Source organism: Sporosarcina sp. FSL W8-0480 (assembly GCF_037963765.1).
Lineage (GTDB): Bacteria > Bacillota > Bacilli > Bacillales_A > Planococcaceae > Sporosarcina.
Genome location: NZ_CP150166.1, coordinates 658630 through 682037, shown reverse-complemented (window position 1 = coordinate 682037; position 23408 = coordinate 658630). Strand labels below are relative to the sequence as shown.

Annotated in this window: 24 protein-coding genes; 6 read left to right on the top strand and 18 right to left on the bottom strand. The window is 43.5% G+C overall.

The genetic code is table 11. The annotated features are described in order from the left end of the window. Positions 1-73: 73 nt before the first annotated feature. Positions 74-430: a hypothetical protein gene (locus NSQ43_RS03520; RefSeq protein WP_339253062.1), complete on the bottom strand. Its 357-nt coding sequence runs from the start codon at positions 428-430 to the stop codon at positions 74-76. 126 nt (positions 431-556) lie between these two features. Beyond that, entirely contained in the window at positions 557-736 is a 180-nt protein-coding gene (locus NSQ43_RS03515; RefSeq protein WP_339253061.1) for a hypothetical protein, read from the bottom strand. Between the two features lie 159 nt (positions 737-895). Here NSQ43_RS03515 and NSQ43_RS03510 point away from each other — a divergent pair, with 159 nt between their 5' ends. Together NSQ43_RS03510 and NSQ43_RS03505 are read left to right on the top strand one after the other, a co-directional pair. Next, a complete protein-coding gene (locus tag NSQ43_RS03510) occupies positions 896-1288 on the top strand; it encodes a DCC1-like thiol-disulfide oxidoreductase family protein (RefSeq protein WP_339253059.1) in 393 nt (130 codons plus the stop codon). Positions 1289-1415: 127 nt separating this feature from the next. Continuing rightward, positions 1416-2726 carry an S-layer homology domain-containing protein gene (locus NSQ43_RS03505; protein WP_339253057.1) on the top strand — a complete coding sequence of 437 codons (1311 nt, stop codon included), beginning with the start codon at positions 1416-1418 and terminating at the stop codon, positions 2724-2726. A gap of 76 nt (positions 2727-2802) precedes the next feature. On the opposite strand, the gene NSQ43_RS03500 is transcribed toward NSQ43_RS03505, so the two are convergent. Then, a complete protein-coding gene (locus NSQ43_RS03500) occupies positions 2803-3171 on the bottom strand; it encodes a DUF779 domain-containing protein (protein ID WP_339253055.1) in 369 nt (122 codons plus the stop codon). Between the two features lie 46 nt (positions 3172-3217). Then, complete coding sequence (gene adh, locus NSQ43_RS03495) at positions 3218-4759, bottom strand: aldehyde dehydrogenase (RefSeq protein ID WP_339253053.1); 1542 nt, start codon at positions 4757-4759, stop codon at positions 3218-3220. A 310-nt stretch (positions 4760-5069) separates the two neighbouring features. Between adh and NSQ43_RS03490 the strand changes: the two genes are divergently transcribed. Then, positions 5070-6230: a trypsin-like peptidase domain-containing protein gene (locus NSQ43_RS03490; RefSeq protein WP_339253052.1), complete on the top strand. Its 1161-nt coding sequence runs from the start codon at positions 5070-5072 to the stop codon at positions 6228-6230. A 42-nt stretch (positions 6231-6272) separates the two neighbouring features. On the opposite strand, the gene NSQ43_RS03485 is transcribed toward NSQ43_RS03490, so the two are convergent. Continuing rightward, entirely contained in the window at positions 6273-7289 is a 1017-nt protein-coding gene (locus NSQ43_RS03485) for an asparaginase (RefSeq protein WP_339253051.1), read from the bottom strand. Positions 7290-7487: 198 nt separating this feature from the next. On the opposite strand from NSQ43_RS03485, the gene NSQ43_RS03480 reads away from it, so the two are divergent. Continuing rightward, on the top strand, positions 7488-8414 hold the full coding sequence (locus tag NSQ43_RS03480; RefSeq protein WP_339253049.1) for a dipeptidase: 927 nt from the start codon (positions 7488-7490) through the stop codon (positions 8412-8414). A 71-nt stretch (positions 8415-8485) separates the two neighbouring features. Here NSQ43_RS03480 and NSQ43_RS03475 read toward each other — a convergent pair whose 3' ends face one another. The 5 genes from NSQ43_RS03475 to NSQ43_RS03455 all read right to left on the bottom strand — a co-directional run bounded on the left by NSQ43_RS03475 (position 8486) and on the right by NSQ43_RS03455 (position 14539). Beyond that, positions 8486-9442, bottom strand: a complete 957-nt coding sequence (locus tag NSQ43_RS03475) for a winged-helix domain-containing protein (RefSeq protein ID WP_339253047.1) — start codon at positions 9440-9442, stop codon at positions 8486-8488. Positions 9443-9532: 90 nt separating this feature from the next. After that, on the bottom strand, positions 9533-11539 hold the full coding sequence (locus NSQ43_RS03470) for a dipeptide ABC transporter ATP-binding protein (protein WP_339253045.1): 2007 nt from the start codon (positions 11537-11539) through the stop codon (positions 9533-9535). A 36-nt stretch (positions 11540-11575) separates the two neighbouring features. Continuing rightward, the gene (locus NSQ43_RS03465; RefSeq protein WP_339253043.1) at positions 11576-12544 is read right to left on the bottom strand and encodes an ABC transporter permease; all 969 of its coding nucleotides are present in this window, start codon (positions 12542-12544) and stop codon (positions 11576-11578) included. A 5-nt stretch (positions 12545-12549) separates the two neighbouring features. Then, on the bottom strand, positions 12550-13485 hold the full coding sequence (locus tag NSQ43_RS03460) for an ABC transporter permease (protein WP_339253041.1): 936 nt from the start codon (positions 13483-13485) through the stop codon (positions 12550-12552). Between the two features lie 43 nt (positions 13486-13528). Next, complete coding sequence (locus NSQ43_RS03455) at positions 13529-14539, bottom strand: asparaginase (protein WP_339253039.1); 1011 nt, start codon at positions 14537-14539, stop codon at positions 13529-13531. Positions 14540-14796: 257 nt separating this feature from the next. Between NSQ43_RS03455 and NSQ43_RS03450 the strand changes: the two genes are divergently transcribed. Both NSQ43_RS03450 and NSQ43_RS03445 read left to right on the top strand, forming a co-directional pair. Then, entirely contained in the window at positions 14797-15516 is a 720-nt protein-coding gene (locus tag NSQ43_RS03450; RefSeq protein WP_339253037.1) for a gamma-glutamyl-gamma-aminobutyrate hydrolase family protein, read from the top strand. A gap of 15 nt (positions 15517-15531) precedes the next feature. After that, a complete protein-coding gene (locus tag NSQ43_RS03445; protein WP_339253035.1) occupies positions 15532-17175 on the top strand; it encodes a peptide ABC transporter substrate-binding protein in 1644 nt (547 codons plus the stop codon). Positions 17176-17448: 273 nt separating this feature from the next. On the opposite strand, the gene NSQ43_RS03440 is transcribed toward NSQ43_RS03445, so the two are convergent. From NSQ43_RS03440 to NSQ43_RS03405, 8 genes are all read right to left on the bottom strand, one after another. Continuing rightward, positions 17449-17610, bottom strand: a complete 162-nt coding sequence (locus tag NSQ43_RS03440) for a hypothetical protein (RefSeq protein ID WP_339253033.1) — start codon at positions 17608-17610, stop codon at positions 17449-17451. Between the two features lie 175 nt (positions 17611-17785). Then, positions 17786-18796 carry an alpha/beta hydrolase gene (locus tag NSQ43_RS03435; protein ID WP_339253031.1) on the bottom strand — a complete coding sequence of 337 codons (1011 nt, stop codon included), beginning with the start codon at positions 18794-18796 and terminating at the stop codon, positions 17786-17788. Positions 18797-19049: 253 nt separating this feature from the next. Continuing rightward, positions 19050-19694 (bottom strand): hypothetical protein, encoded by a 645-nt coding sequence (locus tag NSQ43_RS03430; RefSeq protein WP_339253029.1) that lies wholly within the window; start codon positions 19692-19694, stop codon positions 19050-19052. A gap of 5 nt (positions 19695-19699) precedes the next feature. Further along, positions 19700-20059 carry a FixH family protein gene (locus NSQ43_RS03425; protein ID WP_339253027.1) on the bottom strand — a complete coding sequence of 120 codons (360 nt, stop codon included), beginning with the start codon at positions 20057-20059 and terminating at the stop codon, positions 19700-19702. Continuing rightward, positions 20056-20724, bottom strand: coding sequence for an ABC transporter ATP-binding protein (locus NSQ43_RS03420; RefSeq protein WP_339253025.1), 669 nt, complete (start codon positions 20722-20724; stop codon positions 20056-20058). The genes NSQ43_RS03425 and NSQ43_RS03420 overlap by 4 nt, the downstream gene beginning before the upstream one ends. After that, on the bottom strand, positions 20717-21517 hold the full coding sequence (locus tag NSQ43_RS03415; RefSeq protein WP_339253023.1) for a copper ABC transporter permease: 801 nt from the start codon (positions 21515-21517) through the stop codon (positions 20717-20719). The genes NSQ43_RS03420 and NSQ43_RS03415 overlap by 8 nt, the downstream gene beginning before the upstream one ends. Next, positions 21514-22818: a nitrous oxide reductase family maturation protein NosD gene (gene nosD / locus NSQ43_RS03410; protein ID WP_339253021.1), complete on the bottom strand. Its 1305-nt coding sequence runs from the start codon at positions 22816-22818 to the stop codon at positions 21514-21516. Before nosD ends, NSQ43_RS03415 begins: the two co-directional genes overlap by 4 nt. After that, positions 22815-23381 (bottom strand): hypothetical protein, encoded by a 567-nt coding sequence (locus tag NSQ43_RS03405; protein WP_339253019.1) that lies wholly within the window; start codon positions 23379-23381, stop codon positions 22815-22817. Before NSQ43_RS03405 ends, nosD begins: the two co-directional genes overlap by 4 nt. Between the last annotated feature and the right edge of the window lie 27 nt (positions 23382-23408).

The window sequence follows — 23408 nt, the reverse complement described above, 5'->3', positions numbered from 1 at the left end:
TTGTATGGCAACTAAGAAAACCATCAAAAAAGCTGTTCCACCAATTTCTCAGTGGGACAGCTTTTTCATGTTTTTAGAACGGTCTTCTTCCAAATCCGCCGAATCCTCTACCGCCACCAAAGCCTCGGCCTCCGCCGAATCCCGGTCCTTGACCTAAGAATACCGGAGCACCCATAACGTTTTCAGTAGTCTCGGTGTAATAATGTCGTGGCATGATAACAGGATGTTGTCTGTTAACGTTAACAATCGGATGAACATAAGGAACTTCAACCGGGAAGAATTGGTCATTGAAACGACATTGAGTCGGGCATACGATTGGTTGGAACTGGGTGTTTTGCGGCATTTGACTTGCCGGCATCATCATTTGAGGAAAACCGCATCGCCCACCACAGCGCCCGCCACAGCGACATTGTCCGTGTTGCATCATCATCTTCACTCACCCCCTCCATCTATTACATGTTGAAAAAATTAGGACAGACGGGCGAGCGACTATAGACGTTTTAAATTCAAACAAAAAAGGACTTTCCCAATAAATAGGGATCGTCCTTTACGTTGTTCACTGATATGACCGTGGCAGTTCTTTTTCATCAAAACCGGAAGATTCTTTCCTTCTCCAACCACGATCCTCATTCGGATAATGGACAGGTGCACCTTCATCGATCATATCAAGTGATCGAATATAATCAGGATCCCGTCTACGTTCCATTTCCAGCGGATCAATGAATCGATGCTCCATTCAACTCACCCCTCAAAAAATAGTACCTAAGGCAATTGCTACGGGAAACGACCACTTCATTTCTGTTAGTATACTGCGACAGACATAGATTAATGTCTGTAGTTTTTTTACTTCCAAAAGGGATATACTATATATAAAACGTCTAAAGGAGGCGCATTGATGAAACGAATCGTATTATTCGATGGTGAATGCAATTTTTGCAACTCCAGCGTACAATTCATTATAAAGCGGGACCCTTCCGCCCATTTCCTCTTTTCTTCATTGCAAAGCGACACGGGCCAGAAGTATGTGAAGCAATACCGTATTCCTGCGGACGTGGATAGCATTGTCCTAATCGATAATGGAAGGGCATACACAAAATCTTCTGCCGCTCTTCATATCGCCAAGAAACTTGATGGCTTATGGCATCTCCTTTTCCTATTTATACTCGTCCCCCGTTCCATTCGTGACAGTGTATATGATTATGTTGCACGAAATCGTTACCGGTGGTTCGGGAAGAACGAAGAAGCATGCATGCTCCCCTCCCCTGAGGTCAGAAAACGGTTTATCTAACCTATGAAAGGATGCTCATAATCCTTTCATGGGCTTTTCGTTTTCAGGAAGATAATCATTTTCATTCTATTGGCATGGGCCTTGGAATACTCTATTAAGGTACTTGAAAATGAATAGGGGGAAAGGCATGGGTAAAAAAGTGTTTTTTAAACTGCTTGCATCTTTGGTTTTGGCCATCTCATTCGGCATTATTCCATTTCAAAGCGCAAGCGCAGCTGACCATTCAGCTAAAATGGTTACGGCCTTCACCGTTAATGACGAGATAACACTGATCAGCTACCTTGCATTAGGGGATTCATTAGCTGCAGGCGTAGACTCGAACAACAATGTGGGCAAAGGATACGCAGACATTTTAGCCGAATCGATGGGTGAATTGAACTTGCTTCAATCGTTTAATAAGGGGTTTGCATATCCAGGCTACAAAACAGCGGATGTCCTAAAAGATATCCGTGAAAACAAAACAGGGGCAATCATAGGCCATGGTTTTGATAAGCCATCTACGACCATCCATGAAGCCATTAAAAATTCAAACCTCATAACATTAAGTGTCGGTGCGAACGATGTACTTGGTACACTTAAGATTGACGCCGCCACCGGAAAAGTTGACTATGACGAGGCTCTATTGGAGAAAGCACTTCTGCAAGTCGGCGTTAATTTAAATGAAATCATCAAGGAAATCTACGCAATCAACCCTAAAGCCAACGTATATGTTATGGGTTATTACAATCCATTCCCGCACCTTCCAAAGGAAATCCAACCCCTACTCAATACTTTATTGCTGAACTTAAACGGCGTAATTTATAAGGCGACATCACCATATCCAAACGTCTCATTTGTTTCTACCGATGTGGAAATCGCCAAGGATTATCAAGTCAATGTGCCAAATCCGGCAAACATCCATTTAAGCAGTGAAGGATACCGGATAATCGCTAAACAATTTTGGAAGAGTTTCGGTCTAACGACTATGAAAGTCGCTTTCACGGATACAAATGGTCATTGGGCTGAGCCATTCATAACTGCAGCTGCTGAACGTGGAGTTTTCAAAGGGTATGCGGATGGTACGTTTAAGCCGGACGAAAAACTAACTCGCGCCCAAGCTGCGGCTGTATTAGTTCGCGCGTTGAACTTGGATACGCAAACGAAGCAGTCACCATTTAAAGATATTGGAAACTATTCATCGACAACTCAAGCAGAGATTAATTCGGCTTATCACCACGGGATCATTAAGGGATATGACGATTATTTCAAGCCATCCGATACTGTCGTGAATGCAGAACTTGCTCTTATGCTTCAACGTGTTGTTGTATTGAAAACCGGTAAACCTTTTGTCGTTACCCCTGAATTCGGCCAGCTGTTCAATGATCTTCAGCCAAATGATCCAATTACAAGAGCACAGGTCTCAATGGTACTTGTGAACTTCATACAACTGATGAATTAATTAAACAGTTCCGCCCCCGTCAATGGGACGGAACTGTTTTTTCATTCGATGAAAAATGGGTAATCCGAAAACGATTTTATGACGGAAGCCTTTCCTGCAGCACTTTATTCTCCTCGGCAGAAAAAGCCCTTGACCTTGTAAGGAATCGTTTTCCCTCTACCCCTTCGAGCGAAAACATGCCGCCACGACCATCTACGACATCAATGATCAGTTGGGTATGCTTCCAATAGTCGAACTGGTTCTTATGCATATAGAATGGAACACCACCGATATACCCAAGCAAAACGTCTTGGTCACCGATGATCAAATCCCCTTCCGGATAGCACATCGGGGAAGAACCGTCGCAGCAACCGCCTGATTGGTGGAACATCAATGGTCCATGCTTCCCCTTCAAAAGTTCTATCAATTCCAAAGCAGCGTCCGTTGCAAGAACGCGTTCAGGCATCGACATCCTCCTTTCCTCGACCAACGCTTCAATTGAATCAGGTGAATCAGAAGAACCCTAACTTGTCCTCGCTATAGCTGACAAGCATGTTTTTCGTCTGTTGGTAATGTGAAAGCATTTGAAGATGGTTTTCACGTCCGATTCCCGATGCTTTGTAGCCACCGAATGCTGCGTGCGCTGGATATGCATGATAGCAATTTGTCCAAACACGTCCTGCTTCAATGCCACGTCCGAATCGGTATGCTGTGTTCATATCACGTGTCCAGACACCTGCACCCAAACCGTATAATGTGTCATTCGCAATTTCCATCGCTTCTTCTTTTGTCTTGAATGTCGTGACAGAAACGACCGGTCCGAAGATTTCCTCTTGGAAAATACGCATTTTATTATTTCCTTTGAAGACTGTCGGTTTGACGTAATAACCTCCTGCCAATTCTCCCTCAAGTTTGTTTTGCTCGCCGCCAGTCAGGCACTCAGCGCCTTCCTGCTTTCCGATATCGAGGTAAGATAGAATCTTCTCCAATTGCTCTGTCGAAGCTTGTGCCCCCATCATTACAGTCGGGTCAAGCGGATTTCCTACTTTGATCGCCTTAACGCGCTCAATTGCACGCTCCATGAACTTATCGTAAATGGATTCCTGGATCAATGCACGGGACGGGCATGTGCACACTTCCCCTTGGTTCAATGCGAACATGACGAAACCTTCAATTGCTTTATCCAAGAATGCATCGTCTTCCGCCATAACGTCCTCGAAGAAGATATTTGGCGACTTCCCACCAAGTTCAAGTGTCATCGGGATTAAGTTTTGTGATGCATATTGCATAATAAGACGGCCTGTCGTCGTCTCACCTGTGAATGCAATTTTTCCGATACGCCGGTTTGAAGCAAGCGGCTTCCCTGCTTCAAGTCCGAAGCCGTTTACGATATTGACGACTCCAGCCGGCAATAGATCTTCAATTAGCTCCATCAATACGAGAATGGATGCAGGTGTTTGCTCAGCAGGCTTCAGCACAACGCAGTTTCCAGCAGCGAGTGCAGGAGCAAGCTTCCAAACAGCCATTAAAAGTGGGAAGTTCCATGGAATGATTTGACCGACAACCCCTATCGGCTCATGGAAATGGTACGCCACTGTATTATTGTCAATTTGACTGACGCCACCTTCTTGCGCACGGATGGCGGAAGCAAAATATCTGAAGTGATCGATTGCAAGCGGTAAGTCGGCATTCAATGTTTCGCGTACCGCTTTTCCGTTTTCCCACGTCTCGGCAACAGCAAGCATCTCAAGATTCGCTTCCATGCGGTCAGCAATTTTCAGCAGGATGTTCGCTCGTTCCGTAACCGAAGTACGCCCCCAAGCGTCCTTCGCGGCATGTGCCGCATCAAGCGCAAGCTCAATATCTTCTGCAGTCGATCTTGCCACTTGTGTAAACACTTTACCCGTGACAGGAGTCGGGTTATCGAAGTATTGCCCATTCACAGGGGCTGTCCACTTTCCGCCGATATAGTTATCGTAGCGTTCTTTGAAGTTTACTTTAGCCCCTTCTGTGTTCGGAAATGCATAAACGTGACTCTCAACAGCTTGTACCATTTTCCATTCCTCCCAATTCGTTATAGATTGCTATAGTAAGTGCAAAATTGCACACAAAGCCATAGTATGCTCAACTGATTTGAGACATTCCATTTGAAAGCGCATACATTTTACGAATATTTGATTGAAGAGTATGTAAATTCATTCTATCTGACTAAAAAGATAATTGCAAGCTTGATAGATTTTGAGGTGTTTTTTCGAGGTTATCTGCTCTCACCCCCTGTTTACTATTTTTTCACCCCTTCGTAATAATTTGTTCATAATTGCACCTTACAATGACAGTAACTAGTACAAGAGAGGAGTTTTTGTCATGGAAAATCCATTCGTTAAACGTTTCATTTCCACAGTAGGTGCAGCGGTTCTTGGTTCGGCACTTACTCTCGGGGTTGTGGCCAACACAGATCTTTTACAGGCGAAAACATCACAGGAAAAGACAGCTGCCGTGACGGAGAATTCAACAGCACCGGCAACTATCATCCCTACTGCTACAAATTCTGTAACAACGCTTTCAGACATGGTGGAATATGCTTCGAAAGGAATCGTTGGCGTTTCCAACTTCAAAAGTTCCGGGAACCGTTTTGCGGGTAACTCGGAGCTCTCCGAATTCGGAACAGGGTCTGGCGTCATTTATAAGATTGACGGGGATGACGCTTATGTTGTAACAAATAACCATGTCATTGAAGGGGCAGGAAAAATCGAAGTGACACTGGAAGGCGGGCAAAAAGAAACTGCCGAGTTAGTAGGAAGTGACGCATTGACTGATCTCGCCGTTCTAAAAATCAGTGCAGCCCACGTCGACACAGCCCTTGAATTTGGTGATTCGGGCAAGCTCCGTGCAGGTGATACCGTTGTTGCAATCGGAAATCCGCTCAGCTTGGACTTCTCCGGCACAGTCACTCAAGGGATCATTAGCGCGCCATCACGCTCAATTGAAGTGAAAACGACAGCCGGCAATTGGGAAATGGACGTCATCCAAACAGATGCAGCCATCAATCCCGGGAACAGTGGCGGTGCCCTCATTAATGCCGAAGGGAAAGTGATCGGGATCAATAGCTTGAAGATTGCCGAAAGCGGCGTTGAAGGACTTGGCTTCGCAATCCCAAGCAATGACGTTGTTCCATTGCTTGAAGAGATTACGAAAAACGGGAAGATCGAACGGCCATACATCGGTGTCAGTCTCGCGGATTTAGCAAATGTACCGTATATGTATGTTCAGAATATCCCTCAGGAAGTTAAAGGCGGTGTGATGATCACAAGCGTCGACCCGACTTCCCCAGCAGGCAAAGCGGGATTGAAAGAGCAAGACGTGATCACTGCTATTAACGGGACAGACATCATGAATAGTATGGAACTCCGCAAATTCCTTTACTCAGAGCTTTCCATCGGGGATAAAGCGCAGTTAACCGTTTATACCGGATCAGAAAAACGAACAGTGGAGTTAACGCTGACAAGTAAAGCGCCTATAGAATAAAACAACACCTCCATCGCGTAAGCGGCGGAGGTGTTTCATTGTTTACTTATTAACCGTTTGACGGATGGAAAACACAGGTTGAAGCGTACCGATCTTTTCTTTTCTTGCATTTAGCAATTCAGGGAAATGGTAATTGGCGAGATCCTTCTTCTCCTGCTCGCTAAGCAACTCAAGCTGGTCAAGGATTTCCATAACTACCGCATTCGTCGCGCGGCTATTACCGTCCTCAATTTTCACAGCTATGCCGAGTCCAGCCTCCGGTACACCTACGCAATAGACACCTTCCGCACCGACCTTTCCAAACATCCTTCCACCCATATGTTTCATGAAGTCTGTACAGAATCTGGATGTTCCCCCAACCATTTCCGGAGCATTCATCATTGCTTTCGTCACTCTCTCTATCGATTGGCGACGGGTTTCATCCAATTCACTCGGGTCCGCCATCCTTGCAAAGCTAAGCGCCAAATTCTTTAACGGCACACCATGTACCGGTACCCCGCATCCATCAATACCAATTTGAATATCATTCACCGGTATATCCGTCAACTCGCTAATAACCGAAAGGATCCTTTGTTGGACGGGATGTTCCACCTTATAATAGTCCTCAATGCTTTCATTCATATGTATAGCAGTAGCAAGCATTCCACTATGCTTCCCTGAACAATTGTTATAAATCGGCGTAATTTCCTTTCCTTCTTTTATAACTTCCTCAAATGCAGCTTGAAATCTTGGAGGATGGGTGCCGCATTGTAAATGAGACACTTCCAAGCCAAGTCGGCTTAAGATCGATGCAGCCCGATCAGTATGTTGCCTTTCCCCATTATGGGAAGCACAGCATAACGAAAGATCTCCATCATCGAATTGAAAATGATCTGCTGCACCCGTTTCAACAATTGGAAGGGTTTGCAAAGGTTTCATGGATGAACGTGCAAAAATCACATTCTCAAAATCACCCACTCCTGCAATCATTTCCCCTTTTGCATTGACAATCGCAATACTGCCCCTATGTTTACTTTCAACTAAAGGTCCGCGTTCCACATTTACAAGTACTACAGACATCCTAAACACTTCCATTCCCAATATTTATCACAACTATATAATTCTATTATTTTCTACTTTCCGTTTAAAAGCAAGTTCGGATTTCACTAAATTAATTGAGTTGCAAAAATATTATTGAAAGGTTCCATTCGGTTTGATAAGGTTATATTAATTAGTCTATTCAAACAATAAAAGCCTGTCTCGAGAGGATGGTTCAAGTTGAATATAATTGACCTGCATTGTGATGTTTTATATAGAATGGAACAGTCTAAAGGTGAAATGTCTTTTCTTGATTCTGCGGAATTAGATGTTACTTACAATAAGTTAAAACAGGGTGGAGTAAAGATTCAAGCCTTTGCAATCTTCATCTCTCCATCCATTAAATCGGATCAGAAATTCCAGGTGGCACTTGATCAGATCCACTATTTTTACAATGAAGTGATTGGAAAAAACCCGAAAATGAAGGCCCTTAAAAACTGGCAGGAGTTTGATCAGCTTGCCGATGACGAGATTGGGGCGTTTCTAACATTGGAGGGAGTCGATTGTATAGGTAACGATTTACAAAAATTGTCGATTCTTCACGAATTAGGCGTCCGCTCAATCGGATTGACATGGAATAATGCAAATCTTGCTGCGGACGGGGTTGGCGAAGAAAGAGGTGCGGGATTAACTGAATTCGGAAAAGAAATCATTCACTTCTCCAATGAACGCAAAATTCTTTCGGACGTTTCGCATCTAAGTGAACGTGCCTTCTGGGATTTGTTGGAGATAGCAAACTATCCAATCGCAAGTCATTCGAATTCAAAGACGCTATGCGGCCATCAAAGGAACCTGACCGACGACCAAGCCACCCATTTATTTAAAAAGAATGGACTTATCCATGTCGTATACAATCCTCCTTTCATCACGGAAAAGGATTCGGCATCCATTTCCGATATGATTGCACATATCGACCATTTTTGTTCACTTGGCGGCGTAAATCAGATTGGATTAGGGTCGGATTTTGACGGAATTTCAAAGAAAATTAGTAACCTCGAAGATGCTTCCATGCATCCAGCGTTGATTGAAGAGTTATTGAAGAAGTATAGCGAGGATGAAGTAAAAGGATTTGCATATAAGAACTTCCTGAACTATATTCCAAAATAAAAAGCTTAGGGTGGCCATTCCGAGCGCACATAAATAAACACCTCCACATCGACATCGGCGGAGGTGTTTATTTATAATTGTATCAAGTCTTTTGCCAGCAAATAATAGCTTTCCCCTAAATTCGTGATCGTCGTTCCGCTTCTTCCTTGGCGGGCATTCAACAGTCCAAGCTCTTGTAAAATTTCGAGGCGGAGGCGGATTTGCTGTTCGGATAAGAAAATTTCATGCTCTTCCAAAAGCTTCTTCAGTTTTATCCGTCCGAATGTTTTAAGCCGAGCCTTTCCTTCAGCATAAATGCTTAATATTTTAATACTTTCCTTTAAAAAGCCATGCTCTTCAATTTTCCTGTTTATAGAAAAGATCTCGTTTTGCGAAAGGTTCGCGGCATTCGCATTAGAATCCTTTTCGTATTCAAAGTTAGACGCGTCTTGCTCCGCCAGCGACACCTGGGATTTCACATAACGGTTCACCAATTGTTCATGGGTGAAACCTGCTTCCAACGCTTCTGCTATTTCCCAAACCGTCCCATAAGATAGCAATCTATTACCAATGTCAATGACATTAGAAAATCTGCTTGGGACGAATTTCATCTCGCCCGGCGTGACGATATAGTCGATATCCGCAGCCATGGCTTGATCGGGGTTATTTTCGTCGTCCAAATAATACGTATGGGTAAAGAAAATATTCTCTAAAGAGTCTAATGTCTCTTGCGCATTTTCAAGGGTGTCGTTGACAACCAACAGTTTCTGGCCAGCCGGCAAGCTGATCAACCGCTTAGTGTTCGCAATATTCACTTCCCGGTGTGCAATGATCGTCTTGCATTCTTTCGGAATGAAAGGCCGGATTACCCCCATTAGTATTTTTCTTGATAAAACGACTATGTCCTCCGCTGAAATGCTGTCACCATCCAAATCTTTGACGACCAATTTTGAGATGACTGCTTTATCACCAAAAATTAGTTCCAGTTGTTTAGAGATTATTGTTAAATAACCTTCTTGTATCGAGATGATATGAATTTTGGTTTTCATTCTTTCTCCTCATCTTCCATTATCCATCTACTCATTTTGCATCTATCTTACCATCATTCCATAGGTCAATAGACAGTAGACTCGCTTCGATCAATCGATGAGATGACAAGCAACCCAATGATTCTCTTCAGCTTCTTTCCAAATCGGAGTCTCCTTACATTTTTCCATTGCATATGGACAGCGCGTCCGAAAACGGCATCCGGTCGGCGGGTTCATCGGATTCGGAAGATCCCCCGTCAAAACGATACGTTCCCTGCCCCGTTCTTCCATTGGATCCGGTACAGGCACAGCCGACATTAGCGCCTGCGTATACGGATGAAGGGGATTTTCGCTGATCGCTTTCGTTGGGGCAAGCTCAACAAGATTCCCTAAATACATGACACCGATGCGATCGCTTATATATTTCACCATCGAAATATCATGCGCGATAAATAAATACGTTAAATTCTTCTCATACTGCAAGTCCTTCAGCAAATTTACGACTTGGGCCTGAATCGACACATCGAGTGCGGATATCGGCTCATCCGCAATGATCACTTCGGGGTTCACCGCCAAGGCGCGTGCGATGCCAACCCGTTGCCTTTGACCCCCTGAAAATTCATGCGGATACCTATTCATGAACTCCTTATTTAGTCCGACGACTTCAAGCAGGTTTTGTACAATATCCTTCCTGTCTTTCGGACTGGCTGTTAGTCGATGGATATCGATGCCCTCCGCGACAGAATCGAGAACTTTTTTCCGTGGGTCAAGTGAAGCGTACGGGTCTTGGAAAATCATTTGGATCTTTTGTTTCATCCGATTTTCCTGCCCCTTCTTCAACTGGCCGTGAATGGGCTCCCCGTTGAAGTAGACTTCTCCACCAGAAGGTTCATATAAACGGATGATCGTCCTGCCGGTCGTCGACTTCCCGCATCCAGACTCTCCAACAAGACCGAGCGTTTCCCCTTTATTTATATCGAAAGAAACGCCGTCGACTGCGCGCAAGTGCTTGTTCCCGGATAAATGAAAATGCTTCTGCAGGTCTTTTACTTGGATTATCGGGGATGAATCTGCAATCTTACTTTTCCTCTTTTTCGCGACTGCGATCCTTTCCCTTTCCTTAACTTGAATAACCGACGAGAGATCGGGCGCTTTTGGGTGCAGCAGCCAAGTTGCGGCATAATGGCTGTCGGACACTTTGAACATCGGCGGCTGGGTTTTATAATCAATCGCCAATGCAAATTCATTCCGCACAGCAAATGCGTCCCCGACAGGCGGGTGCAATAAATCCGGAGGTGAGCCCGGGATTGAGTACAGCACCTCTTCGGCATCCAGGTCGGGAATCGATTTCAACAGACCCCACGTATAAGGGTGCTGCGATTCATAGAAGACTTCATTGACTGTCCCCTCTTCAACGATTTTACCTGCATACATGACCGCGACTTTATCCGCCATATTAGCAACGACGCCTAAATCATGGGTAATTAGGATGATCGCCGTGCCCATCCGTTTCTGGATGTCTTTCAATAAATCTAAAATCTGCGCCTGAATCGTTACGTCCAAGGCCGTTGTCGGTTCATCCGCAATGAGAAGCCTCGGATTGCAGGCAATAGCGATTGCGATGACGACGCGCTGCCTCATCCCTCCCGAAAACTGATGAGGGTACTGATTCACGCGGGTGGCAGGCTCCGGTATGCCAACAAGTTCCAATATTTCAACGGCACGTTTCTGCGCCTCTTTTTTCGATAACTTTTGGTGTTTCATGACACTTTCTGCGACTTGCTTTCCGATTGTCATCGTAGGATTCAGCGCCGTCATCGGATCTTGGAACACCATGGCGATTTCCGAGCCGCGGACAACCTCCATTCGCCGCTCTGAAGCTTCAAGCAGGTTTTGACCGTCGAAAAGGACCTGTCCGCCATCATATGTAGCGACTTTGTCGGGCAAAAGTTTCATGATTGCTTTGGATGTGACCGATTTGCCCGATCCCGACTCCCCTACAATAGCCAATGTCTCACCTTTATTTATCGTAAAATCGACACCCCTGACGGCTTTGACAACTCCCGCCTGGGTATGGAACGATACATGTAAATCTTTCACTTCCAGTAATGGCTTCATTGAAATCCCCCTCTCTTATTCAATAGATCCAATACATCACTTTTTCATTTTCGGATCGAGTGCATCTCGAAGACCGTCTGCCAATAGATTGAAGCAGACCATAAGTCCGACAATGACCAATGCTGGGAATAGCAATAGATAGAAATGGTTTCTCATTGCCTGGAATCCGTCATTTATTAATACACCCAAAGAGGCGAGTGGTTCCTGTAACCCAAGGCCAATGAAGCTTAAAAATGCTTCCGTGAAAATTGCCGCAGGTATCGTGAACATCATATTGACAATGATGAGGCCAAGCGTATTCGGAATGAAATGCTCTTTGATGAGCCTACCGTTCGTTGCACCCAAAGCCCTTGAGGCGAGAATGAATTCCTGCGTCTTCAGTTTAAATACCTGGGAACGGACAAGCCTCGCCATATTAACCCAACCTGTAATAACCATCGCAATGGTAATCGTTACAATTCCCGGTTTCATCAACATGATGAGTAAGATGATTAAAATGAGATTCGGGATACCGACCAACACTTCAATAATTCGTTGCATCACATTATCCACTCGTCCGCCTAATAGAGCAGAAACAGCACCATACATAACACCAATGATCAAATCAAGAGTCGCCGCTAAAAAAGCTATATATAAGGATATTCTTGTTCCTTCCCAAATCCGCGTCCATTGGTCCCGGCCAAACCGGTCCGTCCCAAGCCAATGCTCGCCACTTGGCTTCTGATACACATTATCGTAATCGGTTTGCTCATAAGAATATTCATTAAGATATGGACCGATAATCGCCATAACGATAAGAATAGAGAGGATGACCAAGCTCAGCATCGCCCCTTTATTTTTCTTAAGACGAATCCAACTTTCCTTGAACATGCTCATTTGTGGTCGAGTGATGACATCCTGTGAATCTTTTTGGTAGCCAACGACTTCAAAAGAATTTTCTTCGAAATCCATATCGATCAACTCATCCACTCGGCCATCATATTCTTTTACGCTGTTGTTAGCCATCCCCCTCACCCCTTCGACTCTGTCAGACGTATTCGCGGATCAATGATTCCATATAATAAATCGACGACTAAAATGGTAAGGATATAAAACGCACTGTAAAATAACGTCAATCCCATTATTGTCGTGTAATCATTCACCTTGATCGAGTCAACGAACAAGCTTCCGATCCCTGGTATACCGAAAATATTTTCAATAACTAAAGATCCCGTGAGCAAGCTAACGGTGATTGGACCCAATATTGTAATGATTGGGATGAGTGAATTTCTAAGTGTGTGGTTGAAAATGACTCTCCATTTTGAAAGTCCTTTTGATTTTGCGGTCAAAATATAGTCTTGCTGGAGTACTTCAAGCATTTCGTTCCGCGTGAATCGTGCGATAAGGGCAATGACCATCATCGTTAGAGCGATAGTCGGCAACACCGAACTGCTATAGTTCTCCCAGAAAGCAACGGGGAGGATTCCCCATTTCAACCCAATATAATATTGCAGCAATGCAGCAAAGACGAAGTTCGGTATCGAAACACCAATTACGGCAATGAACATCGTGAAGTAATCCCAAGCCGTATTATGTCTGAATGCTGCAATCATCCCTAAAATGAGACCGATAGACATTCCTAAAATGACTGCCTGCAAGCCAAGTAATGCAGATGGCCCGATTCTACCTTTGATGAGCGATTCAACCTTTTGCCCTTTGAAGTAAAAGGACGTTCCCAAGTCGCCTTTCACCAAGTTCCCCATATAGATTCCGTATTGCAGGATCACTGGCTTATCAAGTCCATATCTGGCATAGAATTCAATCCTTGCCTCTTCCGAAAGACCGGCCAGCTTTTCTTCATCAAATGGCGATCCCGGCAACAGTTTCATCAAAAAAAATGTAGCTGTCGCAATAACGACAAGTGTCATGATGATATTAACGACTCTGACGACAATGAATTTCTTCATCCCTTTCACCCCTTCACATGAATTTCCTATTCATAGGTTCGTCTTATACCTTTTGGTAAATCGAAAACACGGGCTTCAACACACCCACCTTCTCTTTCCGCACATTCAACAGGGCAGGGAAATGATAACGCTCAAGAGCTTTTGCTTCCTGCTCATCAATCAAGTTCATCTGGCTAAGGATTTCCATGATGACGGCGTTTGTCGCACGGCTATTGCCATCCTCAATCTTGACGGCGATCCCAATGCCCGCTTTTGGCACCCCTACACAATAAACCCCTTCCGCACCGGATTTGCCGAACATCTTTCGACCCATATGCTTCATGAAATCAGTGCAGAAGCGTGAGGTACCGCCAACCATTTCCGGCGCATTCATCATCGCTGCCGTTACCCGGCCGATTGATTGTTGCCGTGATTCTATTAATCCGCTCGGATCAGCCATCCTTGCAAACCCGAGTGCCAAATTCCGCAACGGAATCCCATGTACTGGGACGCCGCATCCGTCTGTTCCGATTTGGATATCCTCCACAAGTACATCCGTCAACTCGCTAATGACGGATAGGATTCTCTGTTGAACTGGATGTTCGATTTTATAATAATCATCCAACGATTCATTCATATATTTCGCCGTCGTCAACATTCCGCTATGTTTTCCGGAACAGTTATTATGGATCGGTGTACTATCACCGCCACTTTTAATCAGTTCTTCATAAGTCTCCTGCAACATCGGAGGATGTGTACCACATTTTAAATTGGCCACTTCCAAATCCAATCGGCTTAGAATCAATTCGGCCCTTTTTGTATGTTGCTTTTCACCGTTATGGGAAGCGCAGGCCAATGCCAAATCTCCATCGTCGAATTGAAAATGATCGGCTGCACCCGTTTCGATAATTGGAATGCTTTGTAACGGTTTCATCGACGAACGAGCAAATATTACCTTTTCAATATCTCCTATTGACGAAATGACTTCCCCTCTTGCATTGACAATTGCGATGTCACCTCTATGTAAACTTTCTACCAATGGGCCCCTCTCTACCGTTACAAGTAGCTCAGACATTTTGAACCCTCCCATTCTCTTTATTTTCAAATAAGTATAAAGCTTGTAACAACTTATTTCAACCATGTAATCAAATTAGTTTGTATATTCCATTAAATAATATATTTCAACTAAGATGAATAGGTAAAATAGTTAAAAAACACCTTGAAAGGTTCTTTCAGGTTTGATAAGGTTATAACAACATATTCGTCAGACTATTCTGATGGGTCATGGAGATTCAAAAACTTTCATTCACTACTAAAAAAGGGGGATTGAGATTGAAACCGACCATTGGCATCACTTCCAACATAGATTCAACTGCACACATGCTTCAAAACACGTACATCCAGGCGGTCATCGCAAGTGGTGGCATACCTTTTGTCATTCCAACCGGGGTGGAAAGCGACGTAGAGCAAATCACCACACTACTCGATGGATTAATCATTTCAGGTGGAGGCGATGTGAACCCTCTACTATTCAACGAAGAACCTTTGCCGCAGCTTGGAAACGTGACACCTGAAAGAGATTCAATTGAATTGGAGCTTTTGAGGCATATGCTCAAGCTGGATAAACCGATTCTTGGCATATGCAGAGGTCACCAGCTGCTGAATGTCGCTCTCGGAGGTACGCTTTACCAGGACATCATCTCGCAAAATACCAATCCGATATTGCAGCACAACCAAAACGCGAAGCGGGAACACCAATCACATGCTGTGCATATTGAAAAGGGCACGATTCTTGAGTCTATCGCCGCTACCGATAAAATCTTGGTGAATTCGTTCCATCACCAAGCACTGAAAGATGTCCCTTCTCCGCTAATCGTCTCCGGCAAAGCAAGCGACGGCATTGTTGAAGCGATCGAAAGTACGAATCACCATTTCGTCGTCGGCGTCCAATGGCATCCTGAGGCGTTGATGCAAAATGCTGATCAGTTTTCCATGCGCTTATTCGGAGCTTACATGAAGGCTTGTACTGAAAGTATGATTGCAGTTAAGTAGAATAGGAGGATTTCAATGAAAACAAAGTTCAATTTTTTTCTTGTACTCTCTTTGGTAATGGCCGTCTTTTTGAGCGGTTGCGGCTTCAGTGGATCCAAGAGCAATGATGGTGAAAAAGTCGGCGAAAAAAGCGGGAAGGAAAAGGTCGTCAACTTGAGCCTTGCAAATGATATTCCTGACTTGAACCAAGTGTTGACAACGGACGGCATTTCATTCTCCGTGTTGAACAACGTCATGGAAGGGCTTTACCGTTTGGACGAAAACAATGAACCACAGCCTGCTATGGCAAAAGACGTTAAGGTTTCAGACGACAAATTGACGTATACATTCCAATTACGCGACGGTATCAAATGGAGCAATGGCGACCCCGTCACTTCATTTGACTTCAAGTACTCCTGGTTGCGGGCCATGCACCCCGATACAGCGGGCGCATATTACAATATTTTATCCGATTATATTGTAGGCGGACTGGAGTTTTATGAAGGTGAGGCTGATGCAACTGCAGTCGCGATTGAAACACCCGATGAGAAAACGCTCGTCGTTACCCTTAAAGCACCGACACCATTTTTCCTTGGGTTAACGGCTTTCGTCACATATTTCCCTCTGAATGAGAAATTCATCAACGAAGTCGGCGAAGACAAATTCGCATTGACTGCTGATGCTATTTTGTATAACGGTCCGTACGTATTGACCGAATACAATCAAGCGCAAGGTGTCACATTAGTGAAGAACAAAGAGTATTGGGATTTTGATAATGTAGACGTAGATAAGGTGACGATGAAAGTCATTAAAGAACAAAGCACTGCATTGAACCTATATGAAGCCGGAGAATTGGACCGCGTCTACTTGGCGTCCTCTGATGTAGACTCCTACAAGGACAGCGCAGAATTCGGCACAGAGACTGAATTCATCTCCTGGTATTTACAGTTCAACTTCCTGGAGAAGCCATTTGACAACGTCAATATCCGTAAAGCTTTCCAACTCGCGTATGACGCAGAGACATTGACAAAAACAGTCTTGAACAACGGATCCGCCCCTGCTTACGGATTAGTAGCTGCAGGTGTGCACGGTGACGGCGATAAGACATTCCGCGAGCTAAGCGGGAATCATGTCAAAATGGACGTTGCTAAGGCAAAAGAATACTTGGAAAAAGGAATTGCCGAAGTAGGCGAACTGCCGCCGCTTAAAATTTTGACAGCTGATGACACGATTGCGAAAGACACAGCGATCTTCCTTCAAAGTGAATTCAAAAAGAATCTTGGCATCGATGTACAAATCGATACGAAACCGTACAGCGGACGCCTTGATGCAATGAGAGCAAGCGAATTCCAAATGGGGATTTCCCGTTGGGGGGCTGACTATAACGATGCAATGGACATTTTAAGCCTTTGGATTGGCGAACCGCTTCGTGGCCTGCGAGGGAACTACTATAACGAAGAGTATAAGAAGTTGATCGACAATGCCCTTGTCGAACCGGATGAAAAGAAACGCCTTCAAATGTTGATTGATGCTGAGAAATTAATGCTTGTTGAAGACGGCACACTTGGTCCACTCTACTTCGAAGGAAAAGCATATTTACAAAAACCGAACGTCAAAGGCGTCATCATCCATCCATACGGCGCTTCGATTGAGTTGAAAATGATTAAAGTAAAAGAGTAAACAAAATAGGCAACGAGTTCGGTTAATGGGAAGAAAAAAACGATGATAAAAACTTGCCTATTAGCATTTTTATTAACAGGCAAATTGTAATACAGATCACAAACAAAACGCCCAGATTTCGGCGTTCAGACTGTAGACAAGCACCATGAATTTTGGTGTTTGCCTACAGTTTTTTTTACAATATAGATAAAGCTATGAATGTTGCTTTCCGTTCCGGCGCACGCTTTCCGGAGGTCGTGGCTTGAGCCTCCTCGGTCGCGAAAGGCATGCCGCTCACGCTGATCCTCCTGGAGTCGGCGCCTGCACTTCAAGCAACGGTGCGTATGCTACATAAAATGTCTGTTCATCAATCGGGCCTTTAGGAATAAAGGAGGGTGATAAAATGGATATGATTTCAAGCGAAGAAGCATTTAAATCACCAGCATATTTAACCATAATAAAACACCCCAAAAGTTAGATTTTCGACTCCAACTTTTGGGGTGCACCTCATTTATATAAGTGTATTTCAGCCTTTTATTGAATTACCTTTTTCTTTAAAGAACGGTATCAATTCCTTATAAATATAGCTGAAGAACTAAGGCAAGGATATTATGGACATAAGTTAAATGAATTAAATTTTTTGTTCCTGATTTGACTCGGATAGAGTACGGCCGTTACGTTTCCGTACTTGTTCTACTACGTGATGGATTGCTTCAATAACATATTCGGGACGGGGCATTTGCAGACTGTGTCCCTTACGATCACTAATCTTATGGATATGGTTGGTTGACCGGGAGGCCAGTTCTCTTTGCATCTCGGTCCATTCGACACCAAATCCTGGGTTGTTTACAACAGCAATCGGAAGGTCACCAAACTGTGGTTTTTCCATACAGTTATTTAATTGATTCGCCGCTATATCAAGGTGTGCCCATGCACCTTTGAATTCCGCTCCAGCTACCCCTCCGGCAAAGATACTGTAAACCACCCCTTTCCATTGCATATATTCTTCAGCACTTAGCTGTTGTTTATAATATGAAAGTTCATTACCATACATCGGAATAATGCCTAAAATATTACCAAGGAATCGAGGAATACCGAATGGAGACAGTAGTCTTAGTATCTTCAGCATAAAGCCGATAATGGCAAAGCCCTGCTTGAACTTGACATCATCCTTTAGAAACTCATGCGTCGAATCCAAAAACACTAAGCCAGCTACCTGATTAGGATGGTTTAATGCATAGAGTCGGGCAATCAGTCCTCCCAGAGAATGACCCACAAGCACATATGGTCCAGGGGCATCAATCTTATCTATCAGGTTCTTAAGTTCTTTGATGTTATGTTCGGGAGTTGACACGGGACCGGGATCACTTGAGCCCATACCCGCACGATCATAAGTAATAACTCTAGTAAACTTAGATAATTCTTTACGAATATGGATCCATGAATAAGAGCTATCACCCGCGCCATGAATAAGGACGACCGTGGGACTACCTTGACCAGTATCCGTTAGATGAAGACGATGGCCGCCAACATCAATCATTTCACCGGCATGGAGTCTTCTTGCATCTCTGCGCCTTGAAACTTGTTCGTATACTAATCCTAACAAAAGTAAACCTGCCAATACTACTAATCCAATGAACATTCATTCCCCTGCTTTCCCCTTAAAAATTATATTTCTATTTAAAATATATCAACCAATGGTCTCACTCACAACATACAAGTGGACTTCATTATCGGTAAATATTCAGGGGTGCAACAGGTACTATCTAATTACATAAAAACATTTATATCTTACTTATGAAAAACCTCATTTAGATATACCGCGGTGAACCGTATCATAAGTAAGTGCGGTTTTGAAAAGAGCTTAAAGGACAAGAATTATCAATGTCCCCTTCTCATTTCATATAAATCTTGAGTTCCAAATCGCCGATCTGATCCATATACAATTCCTCGTACTGCTTGGTCACTTCATAAGCTATTTCCTGGTCAGAAGCATTAGGCAGACTTTCTTGAACTTGTTTTTCAAGATCTGCAACAACCCGGTTTTGAAGCATCACCTTCTCGAAATAGCTGCGGATTCGACTGTTCACTTCTGCCTCTCCAAAATCCGATAGCATGTTTTCGATTTTTTCATTTCCATCAACCGATGACATGAACTCAGCCACTTTCTTTTCAAGCTTTTCAGGTGGGATGAAGTAATTTTTCTCTTTTGCTAAAAGTGACATTGCGTGAATTTCGATTAACGTCTGTAATTGGACATTACTATTTTCGAACTGTTTAAGTCGTTCATTTACATAATCATTATTGTTTTCATTACGAGCGAGCTCAATGTTAATAACTTGCATCAGTGTGTAGAATTCCAAATCACTTTTGTCGAAGAGGGTTCCGTCAATCTTAACGATTGCCTCCTTCTCCGCATTTTCCACAGGAGTATTATCCACTGGAGTACCTTGCGTCTTTGTCTCGACTTCCTGCTTACCACAAGCACTCATTGTAAGCGCCACTACAAGAATTATGAAAATCCACCATTTGTTTTTCATCGATTTCATCTCTCTTTAACTTCGAATGTCAAAATGGTAGTCGCGGTTTCACCGGCAGCGTCGACTTCAACGTCAGCAATCCAATCGCCGCCCATCGGCAACTCCACTTGCCCGCGATATAAGCCATTACCGATTGACTCAAATTCGACGTCAATGCTGCCATGATCCATCTTTGCCATTTCAAGTGAGCCGGAAACTTTTGCATCGTCAATTGGCTCATCGCCTTTAGTCACCTTCACAATCATATCTGAGGTGGTTCCCTTTACCGAATCGGGCGCAGTATCTAATGCAATATCGATTTTCGACCCGCCGCATCCTGCAAGCAACAACAGAATAGCCAATAATGCGGCACTCAACCTTTTCATGCGTATTCCTCCTTCATCTGAACTCGGATAAATTCCTCGATAGTATATTTTGTCACCTTACCATTCTCCAAATAAGCGACATGCGTACAAACCTTTTCAATTTCGGATAAATGATGGGAAGCCATCAGAATCGTTTTATTCTCCAATGACTTTATGATTTGCAGAATTTCCTTACGTCCCATTGGGTCAAGGCCGCTCGTCGGCTCATCCAAGATGATGATATCTGAATCATAGTAAAGGATTACCGCAAGGCCCAATCGTTGCAGCATGCCTTTCGAATACCCCGTGATCTGCTCCCCGCGGGATTCATATAAAGACACCATCTTCAACATTTCAATAATGCGCTCTTCATCAATTTTTTTAGCATCAAGTGAAGCGAAAAAACGAATATTTTCTTCACCTGTCAAATGTGGATACAAATGGAATTTTTCCGGTAAATACGAAACAATCTTTTTCCAACCTTGTTTTTTATTCGAGATACCGCCAAGAGAAATGGTCCCTTTTTGCATTGGCTGCAAGCCTAACATTGTTTTGATCATCGTAGATTTACCTGCACCGTTTCGCCCGACCAATGCACATCTTTCATTTATCTCGATATGCAGATTGATATCATCAAGCACTTTCTTCTTCTGATAGGCGTATGTTACATTTTGTAAGTTAATCATCAATTGTCCCTCCGTTCCGGAAGAGGTTTGAAAGCCCGAAAAGCAGTCCCGGCCATAGCACCGCATTGATTGCCAAGAAGACTCGCATATCCATGAAAACAAATTTCTCCATCATCCTTGACATATGAGTTAAAGAGAAGAGACCAAGATTCGTTTCGAGGTAAAACCTCATCGTATGAATTGGATCCAAGAAGTAAACCCATGAAAAGAACCGTAAGTTATCGAACGTAACTGCAGGCAAGAAGTACAGGAACATCAAGTCGAATAGGAAGACTACGAAAAACCATGTAAGAATATTCGCCCCGACCAATTGCATTTTCGTATTGCACACTACACCAAGGAAGATTCCAAGCTGGTTGAAGATGAGCAAGAACACGGTAATGACCAATAAGAAATGTAGGAAACTTGCCAAGTGAAACGCCAAGAATGCTTTCATGAAAAGCGCAAGAACGAAATAGGCACCGATGAAAACTGCTGTAAGCACCAATTGGATGGATAGTGATTTTTTCAGCAGAAAAGTGAAAGTGGACTCCCTTTTTGTCAGCAGGATCATCGATGTCTTTAATTCCTTCTCTTGAAAAACCGAAAAAGAGGCAAGGAACATGACGAAAAGGGGCAAAATATACATATTCATGTCAAAGACTGATAATAACATCGCTTCAAATCCAAGGTCTGCAGGGAAAGAACGAGCCTCTGCAATGAGGAATATCGTTGCGAGGAGCAGCACACCAATGTCTAACCACATTCCCTTCCCTCTTGTTTGTTCAAGAAACTCTTTCCATACGTACATCATTTCCTCACCGCCTTTTTCTTATAAAGAACCAATCCGATAGCTAAAAGCAGAGCAGCAACGACTATCCAAGTGAATCCTTTATCATTCCGATCGCTCATTAATGGATATTTGTCGTATGCCATCACTTTATAGGACGTTAATAATTCATTTGCTTTTTCAAAGATTGTAATCGCAGGGCTTGAAAGGAATAGATATGCAAGTTCATTCGACTCGACCAACTCACCAAGTGAAGATGTATATTCAAACGGCTCGTCACCGACACCGTTTTTATCAAAGTCGAACATCGGCATATTCCAAAAGTTCCCTTCCCCATTCCTGAACCAATCATTATTCGACTCTCCACCGACCGTCAGTGCATGAATCCGGTTTTTCCTGAATTCATTTTTCACAAATACATGGGCTGTTGAAGAGGTCCAAAGCTCAATTCCAATTTGATTTTGAAAAAATTCATTTCCTTCAATTACATTGCTTGTAGATTGCTCGAGATATAGGCCACGCTGATTCAAGTGGAATTCGTTGTTCAACACATGGATATCCCGACTTGTCTGGACAATCAGACCGAATGAACGTGATCCTTGGTTGAATGAGAATTTATTCTCCTCAAGCAAGATGTGATCCGATTGCATGATTGCAGCCCCGCCAACGTTTTTGATGAAACTGTTCCTCTTGAATTCATTGTTGTTGGAGTACATATAATGCAATCCGTAGCGGGTATCTGTAATTGTATTGTCAGTGATGACATTGCCGTTCGAATATTCAACATAGATACCGTCACGAGTTTGTTTAATACGACTATGGTCGATATGATTATTGCTTGACCGGGCAATATGGATGCCATTGCCCTGATTGGCGATTTCGCCAGTTCCTTTTCCGACAATGTCGACATTGGAAATCGTTGTATCGGACGTTTTATTCAAATAGATGCCATGAAAGCTGTCTGAGATGTTCAAGTTTCTCATGATTGCGCCGTTCGCTATGACACGGATTGCCGAATATTCTTCATGCGAACTTCTGTCCATTCCGCTTCCTTCCACTGAAAATGTATCCAATACAACAGAGTCACTTCGGATTTCGATGACATTACCCGTCTTATCTCCTTTGATAACCGTCCCTTTTTTTCCTTTTATCGTTATCGGCTTCGAAATGACAACATTTCCTTCATATATAGCCGCGTCAAGTATAAGTTCTCCATTCGCCTTCGTCTGGTCGATCAACGGCTGCAACGGAATTATCTCTTGTGCTTCCGCATGACCTATAAGTGACCAAAAACAGATGAGGACAAGCAATCCGAGTCTTTTCATATCTTTTTCCTATCCTTCCATAGCGGATAAAGAACTAAAAGGAAAACGACGAAAAGCATATAGCCGCCATAAGTGAAATAGCTATGCGTTACGAAGTTGGCAATTACGTTCTCCCCGATGATTGGCGGTATGAAAGGCTCCAATTCGATCGGTGCCATTGGATCCAAATTAGTTCCGAACTCCTTTAGCCATCTATACATATCCAAAATCCCGACAATTCCTCCCACCACGAACAGTACGATAAGGCCATATAAGAATGATTTCCTACGCATAATCGCGACTAATAGAATCAAGATCGCAAAACCAATAACGATATAAGGCATGAATTTCAATTCCGGAAAAGATTCATTGCTAAATTCAGCCATTCCGATGTAATGATTCAGCCCATTCACAATATCGATATTCCCTGCCAAAGTTGTCGGATATACGATGATATCAAGACCCTCTGGATATTGTGGGGCGTAGAATTTCATCCCCCACCAAGGCACGAATAATGTTAATGCAGTAAGTATTGCAGCTATTATAAGACTGATCATAGCTGCTACGGAAAGTCTCCCTTTCATAGGGGTGCACCTCCAAATAGCGGATAG

Excerpts from the sequence above, each read along its gene's own strand:
- NSQ43_RS03520 (WP_339253062.1), bottom strand. The coding sequence starts at position 430 with ATGATGATGCAACACGGACAATGTCGCTGTGGCGGGCGCTGTGGTGGG.
- NSQ43_RS03515 (WP_339253061.1), bottom strand. The coding sequence starts at position 736 with ATGGAGCATCGATTCATTGATCCGCTGGAAATGGAACGTAGACGGGAT.
- NSQ43_RS03510 (WP_339253059.1), top strand. The coding sequence starts at position 896 with ATGAAACGAATCGTATTATTCGATGGTGAATGCAATTTTTGCAACTCC.
- NSQ43_RS03505 (WP_339253057.1), top strand. The coding sequence starts at position 1,416 with ATGGGTAAAAAAGTGTTTTTTAAACTGCTTGCATCTTTGGTTTTGGCC.
- NSQ43_RS03500 (WP_339253055.1), bottom strand. The coding sequence starts at position 3,171 with ATGCCTGAACGCGTTCTTGCAACGGACGCTGCTTTGGAATTGATAGAA.
- adh (WP_339253053.1), bottom strand. The coding sequence starts at position 4,759 with ATGGTACAAGCTGTTGAGAGTCACGTTTATGCATTTCCGAACACAGAA.
- NSQ43_RS03490 (WP_339253052.1), top strand. The coding sequence starts at position 5,070 with ATGGAAAATCCATTCGTTAAACGTTTCATTTCCACAGTAGGTGCAGCG.
- NSQ43_RS03485 (WP_339253051.1), bottom strand. The coding sequence starts at position 7,289 with ATGTCTGTAGTACTTGTAAATGTGGAACGCGGACCTTTAGTTGAAAGT.
- NSQ43_RS03475 (WP_339253047.1), bottom strand. The coding sequence starts at position 9,442 with ATGAAAACCAAAATTCATATCATCTCGATACAAGAAGGTTATTTAACA.
- NSQ43_RS03470 (WP_339253045.1), bottom strand. The coding sequence starts at position 11,539 with ATGAAGCCATTACTGGAAGTGAAAGATTTACATGTATCGTTCCATACC.
- NSQ43_RS03465 (WP_339253043.1), bottom strand. The coding sequence starts at position 12,544 with ATGGCTAACAACAGCGTAAAAGAATATGATGGCCGAGTGGATGAGTTG.
- NSQ43_RS03460 (WP_339253041.1), bottom strand. The coding sequence starts at position 13,485 with ATGAAGAAATTCATTGTCGTCAGAGTCGTTAATATCATCATGACACTT.
- NSQ43_RS03455 (WP_339253039.1), bottom strand. The coding sequence starts at position 14,539 with ATGTCTGAGCTACTTGTAACGGTAGAGAGGGGCCCATTGGTAGAAAGT.
- NSQ43_RS03445 (WP_339253035.1), top strand. The coding sequence starts at position 15,532 with ATGAAAACAAAGTTCAATTTTTTTCTTGTACTCTCTTTGGTAATGGCC.
- NSQ43_RS03440 (WP_339253033.1), bottom strand. The coding sequence starts at position 17,610 with ATGGTTAAATATGCTGGTGATTTAAATGCTTCTTCGCTTGAAATCATA.
- NSQ43_RS03435 (WP_339253031.1), bottom strand. The coding sequence starts at position 18,796 with ATGTTCATTGGATTAGTAGTATTGGCAGGTTTACTTTTGTTAGGATTA.
- NSQ43_RS03430 (WP_339253029.1), bottom strand. The coding sequence starts at position 19,694 with ATGAAAAACAAATGGTGGATTTTCATAATTCTTGTAGTGGCGCTTACA.
- NSQ43_RS03425 (WP_339253027.1), bottom strand. The coding sequence starts at position 20,059 with ATGAAAAGGTTGAGTGCCGCATTATTGGCTATTCTGTTGTTGCTTGCA.
- NSQ43_RS03420 (WP_339253025.1), bottom strand. The coding sequence starts at position 20,724 with ATGATTAACTTACAAAATGTAACATACGCCTATCAGAAGAAGAAAGTG.
- NSQ43_RS03415 (WP_339253023.1), bottom strand. The coding sequence starts at position 21,517 with ATGATGTACGTATGGAAAGAGTTTCTTGAACAAACAAGAGGGAAGGGA.
- nosD (WP_339253021.1), bottom strand. The coding sequence starts at position 22,818 with ATGAAAAGACTCGGATTGCTTGTCCTCATCTGTTTTTGGTCACTTATA.
- NSQ43_RS03405 (WP_339253019.1), bottom strand. The coding sequence starts at position 23,381 with ATGAAAGGGAGACTTTCCGTAGCAGCTATGATCAGTCTTATAATAGCT.